This window comes from Streptomyces sp. NPDC000983 (genome assembly GCF_040299205.1).
Taxonomy (GTDB): Bacteria; Actinomycetota; Actinomycetes; order Streptomycetales; family Streptomycetaceae; genus Streptomyces.
In genome coordinates, this window is record NZ_JBEPBM010000005.1 from 198,775 (window position 1) to 218,005 (window position 19,231).

General features: G+C 71.1%; 16 protein-coding genes. 13 read left to right on the forward strand and 3 right to left on the reverse strand.

Features of this window, described 5'->3' with window-relative positions:
• Window positions 1–8: 8 nt before the first annotated feature.
• Window positions 9–1,166 (reverse strand): acyl-CoA dehydrogenase family protein, encoded by a 1,158-nt coding sequence (locus tag ABT296_RS07905; RefSeq protein ID WP_351924422.1) that lies wholly within the window; start codon window positions 1,164–1,166, stop codon window positions 9–11.
• A gap of 109 nt (window positions 1,167–1,275) precedes the next feature.
• Window positions 1,276–1,875: an SACE_7040 family transcriptional regulator gene (locus ABT296_RS07910; RefSeq protein ID WP_351924424.1), complete on the reverse strand. Its 600-nt coding sequence runs from the start codon at window positions 1,873–1,875 to the stop codon at window positions 1,276–1,278.
• 86 nt (window positions 1,876–1,961) lie between these two features.
• Between ABT296_RS07910 and ABT296_RS07915 the strand changes: the two genes are divergently transcribed.
• The 12 genes from ABT296_RS07915 (at window position 1,962) to ABT296_RS07970 (ending at window position 16,553) form a co-directional block, all read left to right on the forward strand.
• The gene (locus ABT296_RS07915) at window positions 1,962–3,578 is read left to right on the forward strand and encodes a carboxyl transferase domain-containing protein (protein ID WP_351924426.1); all 1,617 of its coding nucleotides are present in this window, start codon (window positions 1,962–1,964) and stop codon (window positions 3,576–3,578) included.
• 19 nt (window positions 3,579–3,597) lie between these two features.
• Window positions 3,598–5,532: an ATP-binding protein gene (locus ABT296_RS07920; RefSeq protein WP_351924658.1), complete on the forward strand. Its 1,935-nt coding sequence runs from the start codon at window positions 3,598–3,600 to the stop codon at window positions 5,530–5,532.
• Entirely contained in the window at window positions 5,529–6,473 is a 945-nt protein-coding gene (locus ABT296_RS07925; RefSeq protein WP_351924428.1) for a hydroxymethylglutaryl-CoA lyase, read from the forward strand. Before ABT296_RS07920 ends, ABT296_RS07925 begins: the two co-directional genes overlap by 4 nt.
• 5 nt (window positions 6,474–6,478) lie before the next feature.
• A complete protein-coding gene (locus ABT296_RS07930; RefSeq protein ID WP_351924430.1) occupies window positions 6,479–7,639 on the forward strand; it encodes an acyl-CoA dehydrogenase family protein in 1,161 nt (386 codons plus the stop codon).
• A 388-nt stretch (window positions 7,640–8,027) separates the two neighbouring features.
• Window positions 8,028–8,333, forward strand: coding sequence for a hypothetical protein (locus ABT296_RS07935; RefSeq protein WP_351924432.1), 306 nt, complete (start codon window positions 8,028–8,030; stop codon window positions 8,331–8,333).
• 5 nt (window positions 8,334–8,338) lie between these two features.
• Entirely contained in the window at window positions 8,339–9,268 is a 930-nt protein-coding gene (locus ABT296_RS07940; protein ID WP_351924434.1) for a hypothetical protein, read from the forward strand.
• Between the two features lie 99 nt (window positions 9,269–9,367).
• Window positions 9,368–10,414 (forward strand): ABC transporter substrate-binding protein, encoded by a 1,047-nt coding sequence (locus ABT296_RS07945; RefSeq protein WP_351924436.1) that lies wholly within the window; start codon window positions 9,368–9,370, stop codon window positions 10,412–10,414.
• Window positions 10,415–10,520: 106 nt separating this feature from the next.
• Window positions 10,521–11,378, forward strand: a complete 858-nt coding sequence (locus ABT296_RS07950; protein ID WP_351924438.1) for a siderophore-interacting protein — start codon at window positions 10,521–10,523, stop codon at window positions 11,376–11,378.
• A 166-nt stretch (window positions 11,379–11,544) separates the two neighbouring features.
• Window positions 11,545–12,987: a lysine decarboxylase DesA gene (gene desA / locus ABT296_RS07955; RefSeq protein WP_351924440.1), complete on the forward strand. Its 1,443-nt coding sequence runs from the start codon at window positions 11,545–11,547 to the stop codon at window positions 12,985–12,987.
• Window positions 12,971–14,254: a lysine N(6)-hydroxylase/L-ornithine N(5)-oxygenase family protein gene (locus ABT296_RS07960; RefSeq protein WP_351924442.1), complete on the forward strand. Its 1,284-nt coding sequence runs from the start codon at window positions 12,971–12,973 to the stop codon at window positions 14,252–14,254. The genes desA and ABT296_RS07960 overlap by 17 nt, the downstream gene beginning before the upstream one ends.
• Window positions 14,251–14,784 carry a GNAT family N-acetyltransferase gene (locus ABT296_RS07965; protein WP_351924444.1) on the forward strand — a complete coding sequence of 178 codons (534 nt, stop codon included), beginning with the start codon at window positions 14,251–14,253 and terminating at the stop codon, window positions 14,782–14,784. Before ABT296_RS07960 ends, ABT296_RS07965 begins: the two co-directional genes overlap by 4 nt.
• On the forward strand, window positions 14,781–16,553 hold the full coding sequence (locus ABT296_RS07970) for an IucA/IucC family protein (RefSeq protein ID WP_351924446.1): 1,773 nt from the start codon (window positions 14,781–14,783) through the stop codon (window positions 16,551–16,553). The genes ABT296_RS07965 and ABT296_RS07970 overlap by 4 nt, the downstream gene beginning before the upstream one ends.
• 61 nt (window positions 16,554–16,614) lie before the next feature.
• Here ABT296_RS07970 and ABT296_RS07975 read toward each other — a convergent pair whose 3' ends face one another.
• Window positions 16,615–18,213 (reverse strand): beta-N-acetylhexosaminidase, encoded by a 1,599-nt coding sequence (locus ABT296_RS07975; protein WP_351924448.1) that lies wholly within the window; start codon window positions 18,211–18,213, stop codon window positions 16,615–16,617.
• Window positions 18,214–18,291: 78 nt separating this feature from the next.
• Here ABT296_RS07975 and ABT296_RS07980 point away from each other — a divergent pair, with 78 nt between their 5' ends.
• Window positions 18,292–19,167, forward strand: coding sequence for a DUF4429 domain-containing protein (locus ABT296_RS07980; RefSeq protein WP_351924450.1), 876 nt, complete (start codon window positions 18,292–18,294; stop codon window positions 19,165–19,167).
• The last annotated feature ends 64 nt before the right edge of the window (window positions 19,168–19,231 follow it).

The following is a 19,231-nucleotide window of genomic DNA, read 5'->3' on the forward strand; positions in this document are numbered from 1 at the left end:
CGGGGACCTTACAGGCCCATGTCCTTGGCGATGATCGACTTCATGATCTCGCTGGTCCCGCCGTAGATGCGGTTGACGCGGTTGTCCGCGTACAGACGCGCGATCGGGTACTCGTTCATGAAGCCGTAGCCGCCGTGCAGCTGGAGGCAGCGGTCGATGACACGGTGCGCGACCTCGGTGCAGAACAGCTTGGCGCTCGCGGCCTCGGCCGGGCTCAGCTCGCCCGCGTCCAGGGCCTCCAGCGCACGGTCGGCGACGGCCTGGGCGGCGTCGACCTCGGCCTGGCAGGCGGCCAGCTCGAACTTGGTGTTCTGGAAGGACGCGACCGTCTTGCCGAAGACGGTGCGCTCCTGCACGTACTGCTGGGCGAACCGGACGGCGGCCTTGGCCTGCGCGTAGGCGCCGAAGGCGATGCCCCAGCGCTCGGAGGCGAGGTTGCTGCCGAGGTAGTAGAAGCCCTTGTTCTCCTCGCCCATCAGGTCCTCGACGGGCACCTTCACGTCGACGAAGGCCAGCTCGGCGGTGTCGGAGGTGCGCAGGCCCAGCTTGTCCAGCTTGCGGCCGATGGAGTAGCCCTCGGACTTGGTGTCCACCGCGAACAGGGAGATGCCGTGGCGGCGGTCCTCGGCGGTCGGCGCGGCGGTACGGGCGCAGACGATCACGCGGTCGGCGTGCACACCGCCGGTGATGAAGGTCTTGGAGCCGTTGAGGACGTAGTGCGTGCCGTCCTCGGAGAGCTTGGCGGTGGACTTCATGCCCGCGAGGTCGGAACCGGTGCCCGGCTCGGTCATCGCCAGCGCCCACATCTCCTCGCCGGAGACGAACTTCGGCAGGTAGCGCTTCTTCTGCTCGTCGGTGGCGAGCATCTTGATGTACGGCAGGGCGAGCAGCACGTGCACGCCGGAGCCGCCGAAGGTCACGCCGGCGCGGGCGGTCTCCTCGTACAGGACGGCCTCGAACTTGTGGGTGTCCAGGCCCGCGCCGCCGAACTCCTCGGGCACGTTGATGCCGAAGACGCCCAGCTCGCCGAGCTGGTGGTAGAACTCCCGGGGCGCCTGACCGGCGGCGAACCACTCGTCGTACACGGGTACGACCTCGGCCTCGATGAAGGCGCGGATGGTCTCCCGGAACGCCTCGTGATCCTCGTTGAACACCGTACGGCGCACGCCGCCACCTCCACCTATGTCTAAGCGCTTGCTCACTCAACCGTACCGGCGAGTATGAACGGCCGTCCAGAGGAACAGGGCCGTAACGCTCGTCACGCCCGGCCCGCGCTCACGCCTCGCCGGCCGCCGCGCCGAAGGCCCCGCGGGCCATGCGGTGCAGCAGTTCCGCGGTGGTCCCGCGCCCCGGCAGCGCGCCCGGCCGGCCGAGGTGGGGGGTGGAGTTCAGCAGCCCGAAGACCGAGTGGACCGCCGAGCGGGCGGCGGGCTCGGTGAGCGCCGGGTAGACCTCGCGGACCTGGTCCACCCACAGCTCCACGTACTGCCGCTGGAGCTGGCGGACCAGCTTGCGGTCGCTGTCACGCAGCCGGTCCAGCTCCCGGTCGTGGAGGGTGATCAGGGGGCGGTCGTCGAGCGCGAAGTCGATGTGCCCCTCGATGAGGGAGTCCAGGATCTCGCCCGGACCCCCGCCGTCGGCCTCCGCCAGACGCCGCTTGGCCCCGGTCAGGAGCTGTCCGCTGATGCCCACCAGCAGCTCCGCCAGCATCGCGTCCTTGCCCGGGAAGTGCCGGTAGAGACCGGGGCCGCTGATGCCGACGGCGGCGCCTATCTCGTCGACCCCCACGCCGTGGAACCCGCGTTCGGCGAAGAGCCGCGCGGCCTCCTTGAGGATCTGCTCACGACGGGTGGGTGCGTCGGTTCTGGTGGCCATGCGAGCAATTCTAGACAGGGAGGTTAGCGGTCGTTAACCTGAAGGAAATGCGTTAACGCTCATTAACAAGGTGAGGGGACCGCAGGATGCACGAGGCACCGGAGCTGACGAGCGCGGCAGATCCCGCGTCGGACGCCTGGAAGGCCAATGAGGCGGCACAGCTCGCGCTGGTGGAGGAGTTGCGCGGCAAGCTCGCCGCCGCCCGGCTGGGCGGTGGCGAGAGGGCGCGCGCCCGGCACACCGCGCGCGGCAAGCTGCTGCCCCGGGACCGGGTCGACACCCTGCTCGACCCCGGCTCGCCCTTCCTGGAGCTGGCGCCGCTGGCCGCCGACGGGATGTACGACGGACAGGCCCCGGCGGCCGGCGCCATCGCCGGGATCGGCCGGGTGAGCGGGCGCGAGTGCGTGATCGTCGCCAACGACGCCACCGTCAAGGGCGGCACGTACTACCCGATGACGGTGAAGAAGCACCTCCGGGCCCAGGAGGTCGCCCTGGAGAACCGGCTGCCGTGTCTGTACCTGGTCGACTCCGGCGGCGCCTTCCTGCCCATGCAGGACGAGGTCTTCCCCGACCGCGACCACTTCGGGCGGATCTTCTACAACCAGGCCCGGATGTCCGGCGCGGGCATCCCGCAGATCGCCGCGGTCCTCGGCTCCTGCACGGCGGGCGGGGCGTACGTCCCGGCGATGAGCGACGAGGCCGTGATCGTCCGCGACCAGGGCACGATCTTCCTCGGCGGGCCGCCGCTGGTGAAGGCCGCCACCGGCGAGGTCGTCACCGCGGAGGAGCTGGGCGGCGGCGAGGTCCACTCCCGGGTCTCGGGCGTCACCGACCACCTCGCCGAGGACGACGCGCACGCGCTCAGGATCGTCCGGAACATCGTCGCCACGCTCCCCGAGCGCGGCCCGCTGCCCTGGCGGGTGGAGCCCGCCGTCGAGCCCAAGGTCGACCCCTACGGCCTGTACGGCGCGGTGCCCGCCGACCCCCGCACCCCCTACGACGTCCGCGAGGTCGTCGCGCGCGTGGTCGACGGCTCCCGCTTCGCGGAGTTCAAGGCCGAGTTCGGGCAGACCCTGGTCACCGGCTTCGCCCGGATCCACGGCCACCCGGTCGGCATCGTCGCCAACAACGGCATCCTCTTCTCCGAGTCCGCCCAGAAGGGCGCCCACTTCATCGAGCTGTGCGACCAGCGCGGGATCCCGCTGGTGTTCCTCCAGAACATCTCCGGTTTCATGGTCGGCCGGGACTACGAGGCCGGCGGCATCGCCAAGCACGGCGCCAAGATGGTGACCGCGGTCGCCACCACCCGCGTCCCCAAGCTGACGGTCGTGGTGGGCGGTTCCTACGGCGCGGGCAACTACTCCATGTGCGGCAGGGCCTACTCGCCCCGCTTCCTGTGGATGTGGCCCGGCGCCAAGATCTCCGTCATGGGCGGCGAGCAGGCCTCGTCCGTCCTGGCCACCGTCAAGCGCGACCAGCTGGAGGCCCGCGGCGAGGAGTGGGCCGCCGAGGAGGAAGAGGCGTTCAGGGCGCCGATCCGCGCCCAGTACGAGCGCCAGGGCAACGCCTACTACGCGACGGCCCGCCTCTGGGACGACGGAGTGATCGACCCGCTGGAGACCCGGCAGGTGCTGGGCCTGGCACTGACGGCCTGCGCCAACGCGCCCCTGGGTGACCCCCAGTTCGGCGTCTTCCGGATGTGAGGGGCTTTTACCGATGACGATGTTCGACACGGTCCTCGTGGCCAACCGGGGCGAGATCGCGGTCCGGGTCATCCGCACCCTGCGCGCGCTCGGCGTCCGCTCGGTCGCCGTCTTCTCCGACGCCGACGCCGACGCCCGGCACGTACGGGAGGCCGACACCGCGGTACGGATCGGGCCCGCGCCCGCCGTGGACAGCTATCTGTCCGTGCCCCGGCTGCTGGAGGCCGCGGCCCGCACCGGCGCCCAGGCCGTCCACCCGGGGTACGGCTTCCTCGCCGAGAACGCCGACTTCGCGCGCGCCTGCGCCGAGGCGGGCCTGGTCTTCGTCGGCCCGCCGGCCGAGGCGATCTCCCTGATGGGCGACAAGATCCGTGCCAAGGAGACCGTGGAGGCGGCCGGCGTGCCGGTCGTCCCCGGCGGACGCGACCCCGAACTGGCCGCGGCGGCCCGGGAGCTGGGCGCGCCGGTGCTGCTGAAGCCCAGCGCGGGCGGCGGCGGCAAGGGCATGCGGCTGGTGCGGGACCTGAGCGTGCTGGACGAGGAGATCGCCGCGGCCCGGCGCGAGGCCGCGGCCTCCTTCGGCGACGACACCCTCCTCGTCGAGCGGTGGATCGACCGCCCCCGGCACATCGAGATCCAGGTGCTGGCCGACGGCCACGGCAACGTGGTGCACCTCGGCGAGCGCGAGTGCTCCCTCCAGCGGCGCCACCAGAAGGTCATCGAGGAGGCGCCCAGCGTCCTGCTCGACGAGCGGACCCGGGCCGCGATGGGCGAGGCGGCCGTGCAGGCGGCCCGCTCCTGCGGCTACCGCGGGGCGGGCACGGTGGAGTTCATCGTCCCCGGCGGCGACCCGGACGCGTACTGCTTCATGGAGATGAACACCCGCCTCCAGGTGGAGCACCCGGTCACCGAGCTGATCACCGGGCTGGACCTGGTGGAGTGGCAGCTGCGGGTGGCCGCCGGGGAGGAACTCCCCTTCGCCCAGGAGGAGATCCGGCTCACCGGGCACGCGGTCGAGGCCCGGATCTGCGCCGAGGACCCCGCCCGCGGCTTCCTCCCCTCCGGCGGCACGGTCCTGCGGCTGCGCGAACCCTCCGGGGACGGCGTGCGCACCGACTCCGGGCTCACCGAGGGCACCGAGGTCGGCAGCCTGTACGACCCGATGCTCTCCAAGGTCATCGCCTACGGCCCCGACCGCGCCACGGCCCTGCGCAAGCTCCGCGCGGCCCTCGCCGAGACGGTGACGCTGGGCGTGCAGACCAACGCGGGGTTCCTGCGCCGGCTGCTGGCCCACCCGGCCGTGATGGCCGGGGAGCTGGACACCGGCCTGGTCGAGCGCGAGGTCGACACCCTGGTGCCGACGGAGGTGCCCGAGGAGGTGTACGCGGCGGCGGCCGCCGTACGGCTCGAAGGGCTGCGGCCCTCCGGCGGGGGCTGGACCGACCCGTTCTCGGTGCCCAGCGGCTGGCGCCTCGGCGGTACGGCGGAGCCGCTCGCCTTCCCTCTGCGTGCGCCGGGACTCGAACCCGTCACTCATGAGGCGCCCGCGGCCCACACCGTCACCGAGGACCGGGTCTCCGTCACCCTCGACGGCGTGCGGCACACCTTCCACCGGGCCGCCGACTGGCTGGGCCGGGACGGCGACGCCTGGCAGGTGCGCGACCACGATCCGGTCGCCGCGTCCCTCACCCGGTCCGCGCACTCCGGTGCCGACTCGCTGACCGCGCCCATGCCGGGCACGGTCACCGTGGTCAAGGTCGCCGTCGGGGACGAGGTCGGCGCCGGTCAGAGCCTGCTGGTGGTGGAGGCGATGAAGATGGAGCACGTCATCTCCGCCCCGCACGCCGGGACCGTCGCCGAGCTGGACGTCGTACCCGGCACGACGGTCGCCATGGACCAGGTCCTCGCGGTCATCGCCCCGGCGGAGACCGAGGCGGCGGAGGAACCGTCATGAGCACCCTGGAACTCGGCCTCCCCATGCCCGTGCCGGACCCCGGCCTGCCCGCCCGGGTCCGCATCCACGAGGTCGGCGCCCGTGACGGCCTGCAGAACGAGAAGGCCACCGTCCCCACCGAGGTGAAGGCGGAGTTCGTCCGCCGCCTGGCCGGCGCGGGCCTGGGCACGGTCGAGGCGACCAGTTTCGTCCACCCCAGGTGGGTGCCCCAGCTCGCCGACGCCGAGCAACTGTTCCCGCTCGTCGCCGACCTGCCGGTGGCCCTGCCGGTGCTGGTGCCCAACGAGCGCGGACTGGACCGGGCGCTGGCCCTGGGCGCCGACCGGGTCGCCGTCTTCGCCAGCGCCACCGAGTCCTTCGCCAAGGCCAACCTCAACCGCACGGTGGACGAGGCGCTCGCCATGTTCGAGCCGGTGGTGGCCCGCGCGAAGGAGCACGGCGCCCATGTGCGCGGCTATCTGTCGATGTGCTTCGGCGACCCCTGGGAGGGGCCGGTGCCCGCCGACCGGGTGGTCCGCGTCTGCCGGGCGCTGCTGGACATGGGCTGCGACGAACTGAGCCTCGGCGACACCATCGGCGTCGCCACCCCGGGCCAGGTCACCGCGCTGCTCACCGCGCTCGGCGAGCGGGGTGTGCCCACCCCCGCGCTGGGCGTCCACTTCCACGACACCTACGGCCAGGCGCTCGCGAACACCCTCGCGTCCCTGCGGTACGGCGTCACCACCGTCGACGCCTCGGCGGGCGGCCTCGGCGGCTGCCCGTACGCCAGGTCGGCCACCGGGAACCTCGCCACCGAGGACCTCGTGTGGATGCTGCACGGCCTCGGCATCGACACCGGAGTCGACCTCGGCCTCCTCGTCGCCACGAGCGCATGGATGGCCGACCGGCTGGGCCGCCCCAGCCCCTCCCGCACCGTACGAGCCCTCTCCCACAAGGAGTGACCCCCATGGACCACAAGCTCTCCCCCGAGCTCGAAGAACTGCGCCGCACGGTGGAGGAGTTCGCGCACGACGTCGTGGCGCCCAAGATCGGCGACCTCTACGAGCGCCACGAGTTCCCCTACGAGATCGTGCGCGAGATGGGCCGCATGGGCCTGTTCGGCCTGCCGTTCCCGGAGGAGTACGGCGGCATGGGCGGCGACTACCTGGCGCTCGGCATCGCCCTGGAGGAACTGGCCCGGGTGGACTCCTCGGTGGCGATCACCCTGGAGGCGGGCGTCTCGCTCGGCGCGATGCCGCTCCACCTGTTCGGCACCGAGGAGCAGAAGCGCGAGTGGCTGCCGCGGCTGTGCTCCGGCGAGCTCCTCGGCGCCTTCGGGCTGACCGAGCCGGACGGCGGCTCGGACGCCGGCGCCACCCGGACCACGGCCCGCCTCGACCCCGACACGGACGAATGGGTGATCAACGGCACCAAGTGCTTCATCACCAACTCCGGCACCGACATCACCGGCCTGGTCACGGTCACCGCGGTCACCGGCCGCAAGGAGGACGGCCGCCCGCTGATCTCGTCGATCATCGTCCCGTCCGGCACCCCGGGCTTCACGGTGGCCGCGCCCTATTCGAAGGTCGGCTGGAACGCCTCCGACACCCGTGAGCTGTCCTTCGCCGACGTCCGTGTGCCCCGCGCCAACCTGCTGGGCGCCGAGGGCCGGGGCTACGCCCAGTTCCTGCGGATCCTCGACGAGGGCCGGATCGCGATCGCGGCGCTGGCGACGGGCCTGGCGCAGGGCTGCGTCGACGAGTCGCTGCGCTACGCCAAGGAGCGGCACGCCTTCGGCCGTCCGATCGGCGCCAACCAGGCGATCCAGTTCAAGCTCGCCGACATGGAGATGCGGGCCCACACCGCCCGGCTGGCCTGGCGGGACGCGGCGAGCCGGCTGGTGGCGGGCGAGCCGTTCAAGAAGGAGGCGGCGCTGGCCAAGCTCCACTCCTCCACGGTCGCGGTGGACAACGCCCGCGACGCCACCCAGATCCACGGCGGCTACGGCTTCATGAACGAGTACCCGGTGGCCCGGATGTGGCGCGACTCCAAGATCCTGGAGATCGGCGAGGGCACGAGCGAGGTGCAGCGCATGCTGATCGCCCGGGAGCTGGGACTGGCCTTCTGACGGCCCGCCCCGGCACGGGGCCTTGCGGCGAAGCCGGGAGAACGGCGTGGTCCTTCTCCCGGCCTCCGGCATGTTCGCTGGTGCGACGGCCACGGACGGCCGCTTAACGGAGCTTCGCATTCCCCTACTTGCGGTCGACCGCATCAGGAGGATTCCCAATTCCCCTGTGCAACAACGGCTGTTACGATCACCCGGCTCGCGCGGCGAGGAATTCGGATGCGCCGCATCATCCGTGTCTGACCAACACAGGGGATCTGCCATGCGTTTGAGCCGAAAGTTCGCTTCTCTGGGGCTGACCGCAGCCGCCACGGCGGGACTCGTTCTCGGAACCGCGCCGCAGTCGAGTGCCTCCGCGCACCTGACGTGTCCCACCTGGGAGACGTATTGCATGGCCTTCTACTTCAACAGCGGCAACGAGGGTTCCTACACCGTCTTCCGGGGATTCGACCACTACTCCCTGGACGGCTACAAGTTCCTGGGCAGCGGGGCCGGAAAGGGCCAGAACGTCAAGAACAACGCGGCCTCCGCGTCGAATCTCGCCCCGTACAACCTCGTCATCTACTTCAACAGCAACCTCGCCGGTGCCTGTGACGCCCTGCCGAAGTTCTCCACCGCCTCCCGCCTGGTGAACACGTACAACGACAACGCGTCCTTCGGCTACGGCCGTTACGACGGCAACTGCTACAAGTTCTGATCCGCGTGCGACGCCTGGCACCCGTCTGCCTGGCCCTGGCGGCCGCCCTGCTCGGCTGCTCCTCCGGGAGCGGCACGGGCGGGGGCGGCGGCCCGGCCGGGGCCGCCGAGAGCGACGCCGCGCCGGGCGGCGGCGCCCCGCGGCCGCAGGTCATGTACGTCGACCGGCTGCCGATCGCGCGCTACAGCTACACCGACGCCGAGGCCGCGACGATCGAGGCCGCCGAGCAGATCCTGACCCGGCGCTGCCTGGCCACGTTCGGCATCGTCTACGAACCGGCCGCGCCCGAGCCGGAATCCGCCCCGCCCGCCGACCGCCGCTACGGGCTGTCCAGCGCGAGCGAGGCGGCCCGCCTCGGCTACCACCCCGACCCCGGTCCGCCGCCCGCCGGCCCGGACCTGCCCGAGGACGCGCTGAGGGTGTTCTACGGAAACCGCGGCGGAGATCCGGGCAGCGGCGGGAAGGTCGAGTACAAGGGGAAGGAAGTGCCGCCGGAGGGCTGTTTCGGACAGTCGGTGGCGCACCTCGCGAAGAAGTACGACGCCCCGCGGGAGGCGGAGACCGCGCGCCGCATCTCCACCGAGAGCTACGAGGACGCGCTCACCGAGCCTGCCGTGCGGGAGGCATTCCGCACCTGGTCCTCCTGCATGCGCAGTTCGGGTTTCCCGTACGCGTCCCCGCTCGACCCGTTGAACGACAGGGCGTTCCAGGGCGAGGAGATCTCCGCCGAGGAGAAGGCAACCGCGGTCGCGGACGTGCGCTGCAAGGAGGAGACCGGACTGCTCGACACCTGGTTCGGCGCCGAATCCGCCCTCCAGCGGGCGGACATCGACAAGAACACCGAGGCGCTGAAGGAACTGCGCGCGGCGCACCACAGGAAGGTGGAGGCCGCCCGGCGCATCATCGCCGAGGGCCAGAACCCTGGTTCGTGGTGATGATCACAGGGACCCCGCCCCCGGATACCTGCTGAGGTTAGGCTAACCTACCTTCGCATTGTCCTGAGCGAGATCGCCCTGTTCGAAAGCAGCGTAACCATGCCCAACGCCAGAGCCACCCACCTCACCCGCCGTGGCATCCTCGCCGCGGGCGGCGCCCTCGGCCTCGGCGCCGTGCTCGCGGCCTGCGGTGACGACGACGCGAAAAGCGGTGGCTCTGACAAGGAGACGGCCGCCGCGAAGTCCGGCCCGTGGACGTTCAAGGACGACCGCGGCACGACCGTGAAGCTCGACAAGGTGCCCGCGAACATCGTCGCCTTCACCGGTGTCGCCGCGGCCCTGTTCGACTACGGCATCGAGGTCAAGGGCGTGTTCGGCCCGACCACGACCGCGGACGGCAAGCCCGACGTCCAGGCCGGCGACCTCGACGTCAGCAAGGTCACCGTGCTCGGCAACGAGTGGGGCAAGCTCAACATCGAGAAGTACGCGGCCCTCGCCCCCGAGGTCCTCATCACCACGACCTTCGACACCGCGGGCACCCTGTGGTCCGTGCCGGTGGAGTCCGCGGACAAGATCGCCAAGCTCGCCCCGAGCGTCGCGGTCTCCGTCTTCGACCGCCAGATGACCGAGCCCCTTCAGCGCATGTGGGAGCTGGCCGAGTCGCTGGGCGCGGACATGAAGTCCGCCGAGATCGCCGACTCCAAGAAGAAGTTCGAGGCCGCCGCGGCCCGGCTGCGCGCCGCCGCCAAGGCCAAGCCCGAGATCAAGGTCATGGCCGGCTCCGCCGCCGAGACCATCTTCTACGTCTCCGGCACCAACTTCTCCATCGACCTGGAGTACTTCAAGTCGCTCGGCGTGAACTTCGTCGAGCCCTCGGAGAAGGCCAAGGCCGAGAGCGCCGGCTGGTTCGAGGCCCTCAGCTGGGAGAACGTCGACAAGTACGACGCGGACATCATCCTGATGGACGACCGCTCCTCGACCATCCAGCCCGCCGACATCACCGAGGCGACCTGGAAGAAGCTGCCCGCCGTCAAGGCCGGCCAGGTCATCGCGCGTTCGCCCGAGCCGATCCTGTCCTACGACAAGTGCACGCCGCTGCTGGACAACCTGGCCGAGGCGATCGAGAACGCCAAGAAGGTCGCCTGACCACTCGGGTGACCCATGGGTGCGGGAGACGGCGGGCCGCCCGCCGTCTCCCGCACCCATGACCGGACCGGACCGCACCAACTCCCCTACGTCCCAGGGATGTCCCATGCCCACGACCGTCGCCGTCGCGTTCCGCTTCTTCTCCCTCCAGGTGGTACGGACCCGACGGCTCGGCCCGTCCCTGGTCCGGGTGACCTTCGGCGGCGAGGAGCTGGCGGACTTCCGCTCCGACGGCCTCGACCAGTCGCTGTCGCTGTTCCTGCCGCAGCCGGGGCAGAGGCAGCCGGTCGTGCCGATCGAACTCGGGGACGGCTGGTGGCAGGGGTGGCGCGACCTGCCCGACGACGTACGGGCCGTGATGCGCTCGTACACCCTGCGCGCCCTGCGGCGGAACCCGGACGAGATCGACATCGACTTCGTGCTGCACGGGGTGGAGCCGGACGCCGCCGTGCCCGCCGGCCCCGCCTCCCGCTGGGCCGCGCACGCCGCCGCCGGGGACCGGGTGCTGTTGATCGGCCCCTCGGTGGCGGACAACCGCGCCATCCGCTTCCGGCCGCCCGCGGACACGGATCTGGTGGTCGTCTGGGGTGACGGGACCGCCGTGCCGGCCGTCTCGGCGATCGTCGAGGCGCTGCCCGCCGGCACCCGGGCCCGGGTCTGGCTGGAGGTCGAACACCGCGGTGACGTGCAGGAGTTGACGACCGCGGCGGACGCCGAGGTCACCTGGCTGGTCCGCGCGGAGCACGGCGCCGAGGGCTCCCCCATGGCCCTCGACGCCGTCCGCCGCGCCGGACTCCCGGACGCCGAGCGGCCGTACGTCTGGATCGCGGGCGAGTCGGGCTGCGTGAAGGCGCTGCGCCGGCACTTCGTGGGCGAGCGCGGGATCGACCGGCGCCGGGTCACCTTCGTCGGGTACTGGCGGCAGGGGCTCACCGAGGAAGAGCTGCGCGAGAGCGGCGACTGACGGGGCGCAAGTGACGACCGTCACGGACGGGGCAGGGTTCGCCCGCCCGGCGAACGGTCAAATTAGGTTAGGCTTACCTAAGTTGATCGAGCCGCTCGCTCAGTCCGTTCTCTCCCCACCCCGCTTCGCCTTCGTCCCGCACGGACTTCCCCTCGGAGGACCCCCCATGCGCTCGCACCTGCTCAATGACACGACCGCGGAGCATTACCGCCGCTCCGTGACCGAAGGAGTCGAGCGGGTGGCGGCCAAACTCGCCACCACCGAACGTCCGTTCACCGGCACCACCGTCGACGCGCTCGCCCCCACGATCGACGCGATCGACCTCGACAAGCCGCTGTACGACACCACGGCCGTCCTCGACGAGCTGGAGGACGTGTACCTGCGGGACGCGGTCTACTTCCACCACCCCCGCTACCTCGCCCACCTCAACTGCCCCGTCGTCATACCGGCGGTGCTCGGCGAGGCGGTCCTCTCCGCCGTCAACTCCTCCCTCGACACCTGGGACCAGTCGGCCGGCGGCACCCTCATCGAGCGCAAGCTCGTCGACTGGACCAACGCCCGCATCGGCCTCGGCCCCGCCGCCGACGGCGTGTTCACCTCCGGCGGCAGCCAGTCCAACCTCCAGGCACTGCTGCTGGCCCGCGAGGAGGCCAAGAGCGAGAACCTGGCCGACCTGCGCATCTTCGCCTCCGAGGTCAGCCACTTCAGCGTCAAGAAGTCGGCCAAACTCCTCGGCCTGAGCGCCGACGCGGTGGTCTCGATCCCCGTCGGCCACGACAAGCGCATGCAGACCGTCGCCCTCGCCCACGAGCTGGAGCGCTGCGCGAAGGCCGGCCTCGTCCCGATGGCCGTCGTCGCCACCGCCGGCACCACCGACTTCGGCTCCATCGACCCGCTGCCCGAGATCGCCGAGCTGTGCGCCCAGTACGGCACCTGGATGCACGTGGACGCCGCCTACGGCTGCGGACTGCTCGCCTCGGTGAAGTACCGCGGCCGGCTCGACGGCATCGAGCGGGCCGACTCGGTCACCGTCGACTACCACAAGTCCTTCTTCCAGCCGGTGAGTTCCTCCGCCGTCCTGGTCCGCGACGCGGCCACCCTGCGGCACGCCACCTACCACGCGGAGTACCTCAACCCGCGCCGCATGGTGGAGGAGCGGATCCCCAACCAGGTCGACAAGTCCCTGCAGACCACCCGCCGCTTCGACGCGCTGAAGCTGTGGATGACCCTGCGCGTGATGGGCGCCGACGGCATCGGGCAGCTCTTCGACGAGGTCGTCGACCTGGCCGCCGAGGGCTGGCGGCTCATCGCCGCCGACCCGCGCTACGACGTCGTCGTCGAACCGAGCCTGTCCACCCTGGTCTTCCGCTACATCCCGGCCGCGGTGACCGACCCCGCCGAGATCGACCGCGCCAACCTCCACGCCCGCAAGGCCCTGTTCGCCTCCGGTGACGCCGTCGTCGCGGGCACCAAGGTCGGCGGCCGCCACTACCTGAAGTTCACCCTGCTCAACCCCGAGACCACGACGGCCGACATCGCCGCCGTCCTCGACCTGATCGCCGGCCACGCCGAGCAGTACCTGGGAGAGTCCCTTGACCGCGCTTCCTGAGACCACGAACAAGACCTACGACTTCGTGGGCATCGGGCTCGGCCCCTTCAACCTCGGCCTCGCCTGCCTGACCGAGCCGATCGCCGAACTCGACGGTGTCTTCCTGGAGTCGAAGCCCGACTTCGAGTGGCACGCGGGCATGTTCCTGGACGGCGCCCACCTCCAGACCCCGTTCATGTCGGACCTGGTCACCCTCGCCGACCCGACCTCGCCGTACTCCTTCCTCAACTACCTGAAGGAGAAGGGCCGGCTGTACCCGTTCTACATCCGGGAGAACTTCTACCCGCTGCGCGTCGAGTACGACGACTACTGCCGCTGGGCCGCGAACAAGCTGAGCAGCGTCCGGTTCCGTACGACCGTCACCGAGGTGACCTTCGACGAGGACACCGCCCTGTACGCGGTGCGCACCGAGGCCGGCGAGGTCTTCCGCGCCCGGCACCTGGTGCTGGGCACCGGCACCTCCCCCCACTACCCGGCCGCGGTCGAGGGCCTGGGCGGCGACTTCTTCCACAACTCCCGCTACATGCAGCACAAGGCGGAGCTTCAGAAGAAGGACTCCATCACGATCGTCGGATCCGGCCAGTCCGCCGCCGAGATCTACTACGACCTCCTCGGCGAGATCGACGTCCACGGCTACCGGCTGAACTGGGTCACCCGCTCCCCGCGCTTCTTCCCGCTGGAGTACACCAAGCTCACGCTGGAGATGACCTCCCCGGAGTACATCGACTACTTCCGCGCGCTGCCGGAGGCGACCCGCTACCGCCTCACCGCGCAGCAGAAGGGCCTGTTCAAGGGCATCGACGGCGATCTCATCAACGAGATCTTCGACCTGCTCTACCAGAAGAACCTCGGCGGCCCGGTCCCCACCCGGCTGCTCACCAACTCCGCCCTGAACGGCGCCCGGTACGAGAACGGCACGTACACGCTCTCGCTGCGCCAGGAGGAGCAGGAGAAGGAGTACGAGCTCCAGACCCAGGGCCTGGTGCTGGCCACCGGCTACGCCTACGCCGAGCCCGAGTTCCTGGCGCCGATCGGGGACCGGCTGGTCCGTGACGCGCGGGGCAGCTTCGACGTCGCCCGCAACTACGCCATCGACGTCACCGGCCGCGGTGTGTTCCTGCAGAACGCGGGCGTGCACACCCACAGCATCACCAGCCCCGACCTGGGCATGGGCGCCTATCGCAACAGCTTCATCATCAGTGAGCTGCTCGGCAGCGAGTACTACCCGGTCGAGAAGACCATCGCGTTCCAGGAGTTCGCCGTATGACGTTCACGTTCCGCCCCCTCGACCCCCTGAAGGACGCCGTGCTGCTGCACGCCTGGGTCACCCACCCCAAGGCGGCCTTCTGGATGATGCAGGACGCCCGGCTGGAGGACGTCGAGCGCGCGTACATGGAGATAGCGGCCGACGAGCACCACCACGCCCTGCTGGGCCTGGACGCCGACGGCGCCCCCGCCTTCCTGATGGAGCGGTACGACCCCGCCCACCGCGAACTGGTCGGCCTCTACGAGCCGCGGCCGGGCGATGTCGGCATGCACTTCCTCACCCCGGCGACCGACCGGCCCGTGCACGGCTTCACCCGGTCCGTCATCACCGCCGTGATGGCGCACCTCTTCGAGGACCCCGAGGTCAGCCGGGTCGTCGTCGAGCCGGACGTCTCCAACAAGGCCGTGCACGCCCTGAACGAGGCCGTCGGCTTTGTGCCCGAGCGGGAGATCCAGAAGCCGGAGAAGAAGGCGCTGCTCAGCTTCTGCACCCGTGAGCGGTTCCTCGCTGCGACGGCGGTGACCGCATGAGCATCGCCGACTCCGTCACCCACCTCTCCCCCGAGCGCTGGGAGCGGGCCAACCGCCTCCTGGTGCGCAAGGCGCTCGCCGAGTTCGCGCACGAGCGGCTCGTCACGCCCGTGGCCACCGCCGACGGCACCTACGAGGTGCGCAGCGACGACGGCCAGACCCGGTACGCGTTCACCGCCGTCCGCCGCGCCCTCGACCACTGGCAGATCGACGCCGACTCCGTCACCCGGCACCGCGACGGCGTCGAACTCCCCCTCGCCGCGCTGGACTTCTTTATCGAGCTGAAGTCCGCCCTCGGACTGAGCGACGCGATCCTGCCCGTCTACCTGGAGGAGATCTCCTCCACCCTCTCCGGCACCTGCTACAAGCTCGGCAAGGAGCAGGTCCCGGTCGCCGAGCTGGCCCGGCGCGGCTTCCAGGCCGTCGAGACGGGGATGACCGAGGGCCACCCCTGCTTCGTCGCCAACAACGGGCGGCTCGGCTTCGGCATCCACGAGTACCTGGCGTACGCGCCCGAGACCGCGAGCCCGATACGGCTGGTGTGGCTGGCCGCGCACCGCTCCCGGGCCGCGTTCACGGCCGGGGTGGGCCTGGAGTACGAGTCCTTCATCCGCCAGGAGCTGGGCGAGGAGACCGTCGAGCGGTTCCACGGCGTGCTGCGCGGGCGGAACCTGGACCCGGCCGAGTACCTCCTCATCCCCGTCCACCCCTGGCAGTGGTGGAACAAGCTCACGGTCACCTTCGCCGCCGAGGTCGCCCGCGAGCACCTGGTGTGCGTGGGCGAGGGCGACGACGAGTACCTGGCCCAGCAGTCCATCCGGACCTTCTTCAACACCACCAGCCCCGGGAAGCACTATGTGAAGACGGCCCTGTCCGTCATCAACATGGGCTTCATGCGCGGTCTCTCGGCCGCGTACATGGAGGCGACGCCGGCCATCAACGACTGGCTGGCCCAGCTCATCGAGAACGACCCGGTGCTCAAGGAGACGGGCCTGTCGATCATCCGCGAGCGGGCGGCGGTCGGCTACCGGCACCTGGAGTACGAGGCCGCCACGGACCGCTACTCGCCGTACCGCAAGATGCTCGCGGCGCTGTGGCGGGAGAGCCCGGTCGGCTCGCTCCGGGACGGCGAGTCCCTGGTCACCATGGCCTCGCTGGTCCACGTCGACCACGAGGGCGCCTCCTTCGCGGGCGCGCTGATCGAGCGGTCGGGCCTGGCCCCGGCCGAGTGGCTGCGCCGGTATCTGAGGGCGTACTACACGCCGCTGCTGCACAGCTTCTACGCCTACGACCTGGTCTACATGCCGCACGGCGAGAACGTGATCCTCGCCCTGAAGGACGGTGTCGTCGAGCGCGCGATCTACAAGGACATCGCCGAGGAGATCGCGGTCATGGACCCGGACGCGGTGCTGCCGCCGACGGTGGAGCGGCTGCGCGTGGACGTCCCCGAGGGCACCAAACTGCTCTCGATCTTCACGGACGTCTTCGACTGCTTCTTCCGGTTCCTCGCCTCGAACCTCGCCGCCGAGGGCGTCCTCACCGAGGACGGGTTCTGGCGCACGGTCGCGGAGGTCACCCGGGAGTACCAGGACTCGGTGCCCGAACTGGCCGACAAGTTCCGCCAGTACGACATGTTCGCCCCCGAGTTCGCGCTGTCCTGCCTCAACCGCCTCCAACTGCGCAACAACCAGCAGATGGTGGACCTGTCCGACCCGGCGGGCGCGCTCCAGCTGATCGGCACCCTGAAGAACCCGATCGCCGGGCTGTAGCGGCCCCGACAGACCGGCGGGCACCCCGGAGTACGGTCCTCCGGGGTGCCCGTCCTGCCGTCTACCCGGCCGGCCAGGGCACCTGCGGCGCCCGGTGGTAGCCGATGCCCAGCGCCTCCCAGCGCGGGCCCTGCGCCGCCAGCCGCACCCGGTAGGCGTCCCAGTCGTGCGCGGCCGCCGGCGACCAGCCCAGCTCGGCCACGCCCGCCACCCGCGGGAACGCCATGTACTCGATGTGCGCGGACGTCTCCAGCGTCTCGCTCCACAACGGCGCCTCGACCCCGCGCACCGCCGAGGCGGGCACCCCGGGCAGATAGGCGCCGGGATCCCAGTCGTAGGACCGGCGCACATCGACGTAACCCGCCCAGGACAGGCCCAGCGGGGTGCTCGCGTCGTACTTCATGTCGAGGTAGATCCGGTCGGCGGGCGAGAGGATCAGCCCGGTGCCGTTGCGGGCCGCCGCCGCGACCTGCTCCTTCTCCTGCGGGCTCGTGCCGTCGAGGCCCCAGTACTGCGCGAGTGCGCCCTTCGCCGGGTGCGCGCCGGTCAGCTGGTGCCAGCCGATGACCGTCTTGCCGTACTCGGCGACGACCGGCTGCACCCGGTCCATGAACCGCACGTAGTCCTCGTGCGGGGTGGAGTGCGCCTCGTCCCCGCCGATGTGCAGGTACCGGCCCGGGGTGAGCGCGGCCAGCTCGCGGATCACGTCGTCCACGAAGTCGTAGGTGACCTCCTTGTCCACGCACAGCGAGCTGAAGCCGACCGCGGTGCCGGTGTACAGCGGCGGGGCGACCCCGTCGCAGTTCAGCTCGGCGTACGAGGCGAGCGCCGCGTTGGTGTGGCCGGGCATGTCGATCTCGGGGACGACCTCCAGGTGCCGGGAGGCGGCGTGGCGGACGATCTCCCGGTAGTCGGCCTTGGTGTAGAAGCCGCCGGGTCCGCCGCCGACCTGGGTCGAGCCGCCGTACGTGGTCAGCCGGGGCCAGGAGTCGACGGCGATGCGCCAGCCCTGGTCGTCGCTGAGGTGCAGATGCAGCTTGTTGAACTTGTACAGCGCCAGCTGGTCGATGTACCGCTTGACCCGGTCGACGCCGAAGAAGTGCCGGGAGACGTCGAGCATCGCGCCGCGCCAGGCGTAGCGCGGGCTGTCCTCGACGGTGCCGCCGGCGACCAGCCAGGGGCCGGGCTGCGCGGAGTCCCTCTCCACGGCCGCGGGCAGCAGCTGGCGCAGGGTCTGCACGCCGTGGAAGAGGCCGGCGGGCGCGCCGGCGGTGATGGTGACGCCCCGGGGGCCGCTGTCCAGCCGGTAGCCCTCGGCGCCGTACGGCCCCTCGGCGATCCGCAGCCGGATGCCGCCGCCGTGGGTGGTGACGGGCAGCCGGTAGCCGGTGGAGGGCCGCAGCACCTCCGCGAGGTACTCGCCGACCCGCCGCACCTCGCGCGAGCCGTCGACACGGATACCGGTGCGCTCGGTGATGCGGTACGGCGATCCGCCCGGCCGCACCGAGGCAGGCGCCGGGACCACCTGGTCCAGCGCGCCCGCGGCGGCCGGCCGGGGTGCCGGCGCCGCGCCGGAGGTGAGTACTCCGGCCGCCGCGACCAGCAGCAGCGAACCGAGGATCCGGGCGAGACGGGGAGTCGTTCTGTGGTGCCGTGTCACATGAACTCCCTTCGGAATTGGTAGAGACCACCATCCCGCACATCCATGGATCACAGAAGCGGTGGAACAATCCCCCTCATGGTGGAAATCATCCAGAAGGACGGCACCTGGGTCTTCGACGGGGACGCGCTGCGCCTGACGCCCGGCCGGGACAAGAACGTCAGCCTTCTGCGCAAGACGCTGGGTGAACTCCTCGTCCCCCTGCCCGCGTTGGCGGGTCTCTCGTTCGAGCAGGGCAAGAAGGCCGGACGGCTCAGGCTGCGCCTGCGGGACGGCGCGGACCCGCTGCTGCACGCCACCGGCGGCCGGCTCACCGAGCCCCACGACCCCTACCAGCTGCTCGTCGAGCCCGGCCGCTACGGCGTCGCCGAGTACTTCACCGACGAGGTCCGCAACGCCCTGCTCCTGGACCGGATACCGGCGGACCCGGTGTCGGAGTACCTGCTGGCGGGCCCGGCCGTGCCGCTGTCGGTCTCCGCCGGGGACGGCACCGCGAGCTTCGACGGCGAGCGGATCAAGCTGGAGTGGAACTGGAAGACCGAGGACTCCAAGGCCGCGGCGGGCGCCCGGACGCTGAGCCTGGCGGACATCAGCGCCGTGGAGTGGCACCCCGCGGCCGGTCTGGAGAACGGCCACCTGCGCTTCACCGTGCGCACCGCCCCGACCAAGGCCCCGCCGAAGTACGACCCCAACGCGGTCGAGCTGTGGGGCTTCAAGAAGGACCCCCTGATGGCGCTGGTCGCCGCGGCCGTCCAGGTCCGCCTCCCGCACCCGGCGTCCGCCGCGGCCCGGGAACCGGCGCCCGAGCCCGCCCGCCCGCTGCCCGCCGCCTCCGACGACGGCCACGACGCCCTGCTGCGCCGGCTGCGCGAACTCGGCGAGCTGCACCGCGACGGCGTCCTGACCCAGGAGGAGTTCACCCTCGCCAAGCAGGCGGTCCTCAAGCGCATGTGAGCCGCCGTGCGGCACCCGCCGGGGGCGTCCCTCATGGGCGCCTCCTACCTGATTCCCAGCCCAC